The 7,905-nt window shown below is 49.8% G+C and carries 6 protein-coding genes; all 6 read left to right on the top strand.

The window, feature by feature from the left end:
- Positions 1 to 274 precede the first annotated feature (274 nt).
- The 6 genes from AB1552_02895 to porA all read left to right on the top strand — a co-directional run bounded on the left by AB1552_02895 (position 275) and on the right by porA (position 7,905).
- A complete protein-coding gene (locus tag AB1552_02895; GenBank protein ID MEW6052723.1) occupies positions 275 to 760 on the top strand; it encodes an NAD(P)H-dependent oxidoreductase subunit E in 486 nt (161 codons plus the stop codon).
- A 60-nt stretch (positions 761 to 820) separates the two neighbouring features.
- Positions 821 to 3,523: an NADH-ubiquinone oxidoreductase-F iron-sulfur binding region domain-containing protein gene (locus AB1552_02890; GenBank protein ID MEW6052722.1), complete on the top strand. Its 2,703-nt coding sequence runs from the start codon at positions 821 to 823 to the stop codon at positions 3,521 to 3,523.
- A gap of 28 nt (positions 3,524 to 3,551) precedes the next feature.
- The gene (locus tag AB1552_02885; GenBank protein ID MEW6052721.1) at positions 3,552 to 5,573 is read left to right on the top strand and encodes a molybdopterin-dependent oxidoreductase; all 2,022 of its coding nucleotides are present in this window, start codon (positions 3,552 to 3,554) and stop codon (positions 5,571 to 5,573) included.
- A 285-nt stretch (positions 5,574 to 5,858) separates the two neighbouring features.
- Positions 5,859 to 6,434 (top strand): 2-oxoacid:acceptor oxidoreductase family protein, encoded by a 576-nt coding sequence (locus AB1552_02880; protein ID MEW6052720.1) that lies wholly within the window; start codon positions 5,859 to 5,861, stop codon positions 6,432 to 6,434.
- Positions 6,431 to 6,724, top strand: a complete 294-nt coding sequence (locus AB1552_02875) for a 4Fe-4S binding protein (protein MEW6052719.1) — start codon at positions 6,431 to 6,433, stop codon at positions 6,722 to 6,724. Before AB1552_02880 ends, AB1552_02875 begins: the two co-directional genes overlap by 4 nt.
- Positions 6,724 to 7,905 (top strand): pyruvate ferredoxin oxidoreductase, encoded by a 1,182-nt coding sequence (porA, locus tag AB1552_02870; GenBank protein ID MEW6052718.1) that lies wholly within the window; start codon positions 6,724 to 6,726, stop codon positions 7,903 to 7,905. Before AB1552_02875 ends, porA begins: the two co-directional genes overlap by 1 nt.

Raw genomic sequence — 7,905 nt, 5'->3', positions numbered from 1 at the left:
AAAACCTGAACCCATTTCATCTGAGAAAGGCATTGGAAGATAAACTGAAAAAAATCTTCCTCTATGCTACAAAATCTCTCGCTGAGTCAGCGATCCTTCGGTAACATTTTATTATGAGGCAACAGGGGTATTGCAATATGCAGCCCGGAAGTATAAAATATGTATAGTTCTCTGCGATGTTTCATTCACCGCACACTGGAAACATGCGGCGGGCGCTTGACTATTTGTCTCACGGGCATCACTTTTAAACACCTTGCTTTTTTCTGGAGGGTTTATGAAAGTCGAAGAGATAGATGTGAACAGGCAGATAGGCAGGATCGGCGAGATCCTGAATGCACGGGAGAAAAAACGGGGCATTCTTATTCAGGCGCTGCAACAGATCCAGGCAGCGCTGGGGTATCTGCCGGAGGAGAGTGTACAGGAACTTTCCAAAAAACTGAATCTCTCCATGTCTGAAATCTTCAGTGTGGCAAGCTTTTACCGCATGTTTTATTTCAAGCCAAGAGGAAAGAAGATCCTGAAAGTGTGCCTCGGCACAGCCTGTTATGTACGGGGTTCAAAAAATGTACTGAACGCCCTGGAACAGGAATTCAATATCAAGAGCGGCGAAACAACCGAAGACCTTGCACTCACACTGGAGACAGTGGGATGCGTAGGGTGCTGCGGGCTTGCACCTGTTACTACCATGAATGAGAATGTTATGGGTGAAATTACAGGAAGCGGAAAGTTAAAGGCAATAATACAGTCAATACGAGAATAGTGACCGACTTGTAGCCACACGGAAATTGGTCCGAAACCAAAAAGAAAGGTTAATTCGCTTATGCAAAAATTAACCAGTCTGGATGACCTGAAAGCCCTCCGAAAAAGACTTGCCAGAGAAGGTGTGTTAGCTCCCAACAAGAAGAGAATCCGGGTGTGTTGCGGAACGGCATGCAGAGCCAATCACTCTCTTACGTTAGCTGACAATCTCATGGCAGGGGCCCGGAGCGGGAATGAGGAAGTAGAAGTAATCACCACCGGATGCCAGGGACTCTGTCAATTGGGGCCTGTAATGACAGTGCAGCCCCAGGGCTATTTCTACCATAGGGTGACACCGGAAAGAGCAGGAGATGTGCTTATGCGCACTGTCATGGGCGGAAAGCCGGTATGGGATCTCCTGTTCCGCAGGTCTCTCGGAGAAAAGCCTGCATACTTTATTAAGGACGTGCCGTTTTACCGGAAACAGCTCAGGATTGCCCTCAGGAATAATGGAAGAATCGATCCTACCAATATTTTTCAATATATCGCGGTCGGGGGATATGCTGCACTCGAAAAAGCATTGTCCTCAATGACGCCACAGCAGGTGCTCGATGAAGTGAAAAGAGCAAACCTGAGGGGGAGGGGCGGCGCCGGGTTTCCCGCGGGCATCAAATGGGAACATACGAAAAAAGCGCCGGATCCGGTAAAACTGGTTATTGCAAACGGAGATGAAGGCGACCCCGGTGCATTTATGGACAGGTCGATCATGGAGGGAGACCCCCACAGCCTTCTCGAAGGGATGATGCTCTGTGCGTATGCAATCGGCGCAGAACATGGAATTATCTACGTCCGCCATGAATACCCCCTTGCGGTCAGGCATCTTTCAATCGCTATTGAGCAGGCTGAAGCCTTGGGCTTACTGGGGGACAATATTCTCGGGAAGGGTTTTCACTTTACTGTCCAGATCAGGGAAGGCGCAGGTGCATTTGTCTGCGGCGAAGCCACTGCGCTTGTTGCTTCGATAGAAGGCGAGCGGGGGTTCCCCCGCCTGAGACCACCGAGGCTGTCCGAACCCGGTGGCGGACCATGGGGCTATCCGTCAAACCTGAATAATATAGAAACCTATGTCTGTGTCCCTCATATTATCGAAAGAGGCGCAGGGTGGTTCCTGAAGACAGGAACCGCAGGTTCACCCGGCACGAAGGTGTTCGCACTTACCGGTAAAGTAAAGAACACCGGACTTGTGGAAGTGCCCATGGGGATAACCCTGCGGGAGATCATCTTTGACATCGGCGGGGGGATCATAGGAGACAAGAAATTCAAGGCCGTACAGACCGGAGGGCCATCGGGAGGATGCATTCCCGAGCAGTATCTTGATCTGCCCATCGATTTTGATTCACTTGCCAAAGTCGGCTCGATTATGGGCTCAGGCGGAATGGTCGTCATGGACGAAGACAACTGCATTGTGGATGTCGCAAAGTTTTTCCTGTCGTTCTGCCAGGCTGAGTCGTGCGGCAAATGTTATCCATGCAGGGTAGGCACCTATCAGATGCTCCAGATACTCGAAAAGATCACCTCCGGCTTTGGTGAGGAGGGTGACATCGAGAGACTCGAAGCGCTGGGAAGGTATGTGAAGCGCAGTTCCCTGTGCGGGCTTGGCAGAAGCGCGCCAAACCCCGTTCTCACTACCATCAGATATTTCCGCGAGGAATATGATGAACATGTGAGGGAGAAATACTGCAGGGCCTTCGTATGCCAGGGGCTCGGACAGGTCTCGTTGAATACCGAGGTCTGTTACCAGTGCAAGCGATGTGTGGATGAATGCCCTTATGAGGCCATCAAGGAATCCGAAGACGGATTCTTTTATGTCGACCAGGTTGATTGCCAGAGGTGCAAGGCGTGTTTTACCGTATGCCCCCTCGGCGCAATAGAAATAAAGGAACAGCCGGTTATTTACATAGACAGGGAACTCTGCTATTTCTGCAGGAACTGCATCAATGTATGCAGAGTTGGCGCAATTAAGGAAACGTCTACCGGGTTTGTGATTGACAGCACTCTCTGCAAAAAATGCGGTGACTGCCTGAAAGAGTGCCCAATGGGGGCTATCCAGTATGAAAAAGAGGGCAGAATCCTCAAAAGCATGGTTGGCGAGGCTGTCGAAATGCCGATTCCTGAGGAGAGAGAAGAGCCCATTGAGGAGATAACCCTCGATGAAATCAGAAAAGATGCCGAGGAGAAAACATGCGCAGTGCAGAAGTCGCTTACCTTTATTGAGGAATTTATCGCAGGGCCGATGTGCGGCAGATGCTATCCCTGTTCATTGGGGACTGAAGAAGCAAAAATACGACTGCTCAGGATCAGCCAGCATCTCGAGGAGGCGGGGGAAGCAGACATCCTCGCGCTCAGAAGAATCGCTTCCAATATGATCTCGTCTTCATATTGCAAGAAGGGAAGGGATACCGGCAAGTTCCTTCTCGAAAAGCTGACATCCGGGGAAGAGGAATTCAGAATGCATCTTTCCGGCATATGTCCGAAAAGAGAATGCATCAGTTCTCTCTCATATCTGATAAACCAGGATCTGTGCATCAGGTGCGGAGAATGTGCGCTCAGGTGCAAATTTGATGCAATACACGGCGAGACGGCAGAATCTGATCCCTCGAAATTTATCTATTTTGAGATCAAGCAGAGGCAATGCGTGCTGTGCGGGGAATGCATCAAGGTCTGTCCGACAGGGGCGATTGAACTCATCTCGAAGGTTCAGGAAGAATTTATTGAGCAATCATAGTTACAGCTAAGTATATCAGGAGGAGAGAATGGAAAAACTGGTGAAGCTTCAGATAGACGGGAAAGAGGTGCACGCACCTGCAGGCATGAACCTCATCGATGCAGGGCATCTCGCCGATGTTTTCATCCCCAATCTCTGTTATCTCAAGGGTATGAAAGGGTTCGGAGCGTGCAGATTATGCCTCGTGGAAGTGGAAGGAATGAAGTCGCCCGTTATCGCCTGCAACACCAAGGTCAGAGAAGGGATGGTGGTGCATACCCAGACCGAAAAAGTAAGGGATATCAGAAGGTTCATCCTTGATCTGATCCTTGCCATCCATCCGCTCGACTGCATGACATGCACAAAAGCAGGAATCTGCAAGCTTCAGGAATATGCATATGAATACGAACTGAAGGGGACTTCATTCACACGGAAGAAGATGGGGTACCCGATCGATCAGATCAATCCTTTCATCAGGAGGGACCCGGAATACTGTATCCTCTGCGGACGCTGTGTCAGGGTGTGCAAGGAGCAGGGGACAAATGTCCTTGATTTTATCGGCAGGGGAATCAACGCCGAGATCGGGACCGCGTACAACAAGTCTCTCAGAGAGTCCGGGTGCACCTTCTGCGGAAGCTGCATAGACGCATGCCCTGTCAATGCCCTCCCCGAGGCAGACAGATGGCGGAAAGGGCGCGAGTGGGAATACAAAAAGATACAGTCTGTATGTCTTCTTTGCGGGAGCGGATGTGACATCCTCGTGAGCGTAAAAGACGGCAGCATCCAGAAGATCAATACCGGGGAAAAACCTGGCTCAGCAAAAAAATATATCTGTGCGTATGGAAGATTCGGGTATGACTGCATTGAAGAAAGGACAAAACTTGTCAGCCCCCTGAAAAGGGTGAAGGGTGAGCTTCGGGAAACGACATGGAAAGACGCGCTTAGCATCGTTGCGGGAAAACTTAAGGACGCGGGCAAGAATACCGGATTTATCAGCACCGCGGGGATCATGAATGAAGATGCGCTTGCCCTTAAGAAATTCGCGAAGAATGTGGTGAAAACCAAAAACTTTGATACAACGTTGAGCCTTTATTCCGATGTCCATTCCCTCAGGGACTCACAGTCAGCCCTTATTACGAATTCTGACCTCCTTGTCCTCGTCGGGCTGAATCCGTCCCAGTGGAACAGGGTATTGCCAGCGCTCGATGCCTCCATACGAAAGAGGGTGAACAGAGGGGGCAAACTTATCGTAATGAATTCCTCGGATACCAGAATCGAAGAAGCAGCGATGCTCAGCCTGAAAGGGGATGAACTCCAGATCCTGAAGGGAGTCGCAAAGGCGCTCATCGACAGGGGCCTCAAGGCGGACAAGCAGTTGAAAACCGCAGTCAGGGATGCGGAAATTACCGAAGATATGGAGAAGGCAGCAAAGTTGATCGCAGAGGCCGACAGACCCATCCTGTTTACCTCCCCTTCACTTTTCGACGCAGCTGCGAATATCTCCCTGATCAAGGGGAGGGTAATCGCCGTCGGCCTGGAAAGCAATGCAAGGGGTATAGCCCTCGCCGGGTTGTCAACAGAAGGAAAAACCTATAAGGAGATGGTGAATGACCGTATGAAGGTCCTGTACGCAGTCGGAGAGGTGCCCCTCACCAGCAGACCGGCTGCAGATTTCCTTGTTGTGCAGACCTCGCATTTTACCGACCTTGCGGAACAGGCTGATATCGTGCTTCCCTCGACAACTTCCTTCGAGACCGAGGGTACCATGATTGATTATCTTGGAAGATTAAAGCACATTAATCAGGTCATAGAGCCTATGGGGCTCACAAAAAGCCATAGAGACATCCTCATCGCCCTTTCGAAAATAATAAAACCTGCGATAAAGAAACCGACAGATGCGGAAATCAAGAAGATGTCAAAAGGAAAACAGAAACTCGCATTCAGTCCATTTGTGAGGAAAGAAGGGTTCGACATTTCCCCGCATGAATTCATAGAGGCGGTGAATGCCTCTGTCCTGAAAGGGAGGAGGCTTTCATGGCTCAAAGAGGCATTGGCAGCGGTTGCAGTATAGCGGGGTTGACGTTCCGCCTGTTCCCGATTGTTTAAGCAGACAGCAGGCACTGCTGTCTGCGTCACGACCCTCTTTATACAAGGCAGATTTATTTGCCTGCCGGAAGCCTTAACAATGTGAACCGTTTCCCGGGTTTACATTTGCTTCCCGCGTACTCTGCATGGAATAAGTAAAGCTTTTTTTATATATAATAGTGATATTTCCCTCTCGAACAGAAAATACAGCGAATCTGGACGCCATTTATGCTACAATATACAACTTTATCTATAATTGTGGAGGACGATAATGGCTGATATGTTGGAAATCAGATGGCATGGAAGAGGGGGGCAGGGAACTGTCACTGCTGCGAAAGTGCTCGCCGATGCCTGCCTGAGCGGTGGCAGGCATGTCCAGGCATTCCCCGAATACGGACCGGAAAGGGCTGGCGCTCCGTTAAGGGCATATAACAGAATCAGTTCACATGAACTCAGGATGCATTGCCCGGTTCTCAAACCCGAGATAGTAAGTGTAGTTGATGCGACATTGATTGATGCAATAGATGTTGCCGAAGGCGCTACCGAGTCTGCAACTTTTGTCGTGAATTCTTCCAGGGAACCGGGGGAAATACGAAACAAGCTGAACGCGACACAGGGACAAAAGGTATTTACCATAGACGCCACGAAAATTGCGATTGAGTGTATTGGAAGAGCGCTTCCGAACGCCCCCATGCTTGGTGCGATCTGTAAGGTGACAAATCTTGTGACACTCGAACATCTTCTTGAAGATGTCAGAAAGAGCTTCGGGAAAAAATTTTCGCAAAAGATTATCGACGGCAATCTGGAAGCAACAAGACGCGGGTACGAGGAGGTCAGGGAAGGATGAAACTCAAAAACTGGAAAGAGGTTACTCCCGGTGCAGTCATAACCGAGGCGGGCAGTTCAGTAAAATTCAAGACAGGCTCCTGGAGGTCGTTCAAGCCGATCTGGAAAGAAGAAAACTGCATCCAGTGTCTCTTCTGCTGGATATACTGCCCTGACATGGCAGTAAAGGTGAAAGACGGCAAGAGGGGAGAGTTTGACTACGAGTTCTGCAAGGGATGCGGGATCTGTGCCCTTGAGTGTCCCGGGAAAAAAGGGAATAAAGCGATTATTATGGTTGAGGAGGGGAAGTAATGGCAAAAATTGTTGCGATAACCGGGAATGAAGCGGTCGCCAACGCGTTGAGACAGGTGAACCCTGATGTGTGTGCCGCATATCCGATTACCCCCCAAACTGACATGATGCAGAGGTTTTCGTCTTTTGTCTCTGACGGCGAGGTAAAGACAGAGCTTATCCTTGTCGAAAGCGAACACAGTTCCATGAGCGCCTGTGTCGGCGCTTCTGCAGCAGGCGGAAGGGTCATCACTGCCACTTCTTCACAGGGACTTGCACTCATGTTCGAAATATTATACATTGCCTCAGGCACAAGGCTCCCCATTGTTATGCCTGTGGTGAACAGGGCATTATCAGCTCCCCTGAACATTCATGGAGACCATTCTGATTCAATGGGAGTGAGAGATGCAGGCTGGATTCAGCTCTGGTCGGAGAATGCACAGGAAGCATATGACAACACTATTCAGGCATTCAGGATCGCAGAACATATGGATATCAGATTGCCCATTATGATTAATCTGGACGGGTTTATTATCAGTCATTCAATCGAGAGGATAGAGTACCTCGAGGATGAAGAGGTGGAGAGTTTTGTCGGGGAATTCAGACAACTGAATCCGCTCCTCGATATTGCACATCCGGTCAGCTACGGGCCTTTGATACTCCCAGACTATTATATGGAATTCAGGCGGGCTCAGGCAGAAGTGAGTACAAAAGTGGCACAGGTGGTTCTGGATATTGCTGAAGAGTATGAAAAGATTTCTGGCAGAAGATACGAACTCTTTGAGTCGTACCGGCTTGACGATGCAGAGATAGCTCTTGTGATCCTGAGTTCTGCAGCGGGCACGTCAAAAGACGTGGTTGATGCATTCAGGGAAAAGGGGATTAAGGCTGGCCTTCTGAAACCACGCCTGTACCGGCCTTTCCCGTACACTGAGATCGGAGAAGCACTGAAGCACCTCAAGGCGGTCTGCGTGCTTGACAGGGCAGACGCATTCGGTTGTTCATTCGGGCCGGTCTATCTCGACATCGCAACAAGTCTCTATCCGTATAAGGAAAAACCGGTGCTCATCAACAAAATATATGGCCTCGGCGGGAGGGATTATCTCCCCGAGCACGCGGAGCTTGTGCTGAACGAACTTGTGGAACTTGCAGGGAGTGGAAAGGTAAAGAGCTACAAGGAATATATAGGAGTGAGGGAATAG

This window comes from Nitrospirota bacterium, from assembly GCA_040754395.1.
In the GTDB taxonomy this organism is placed as follows: domain Bacteria; phylum Nitrospirota; class Thermodesulfovibrionia; order Thermodesulfovibrionales; family SM23-35; genus JBFMCL01.
Note: the sequence above shows the minus strand (reverse complement) of the source record. Positions and strands in the feature narration are given on the sequence as shown.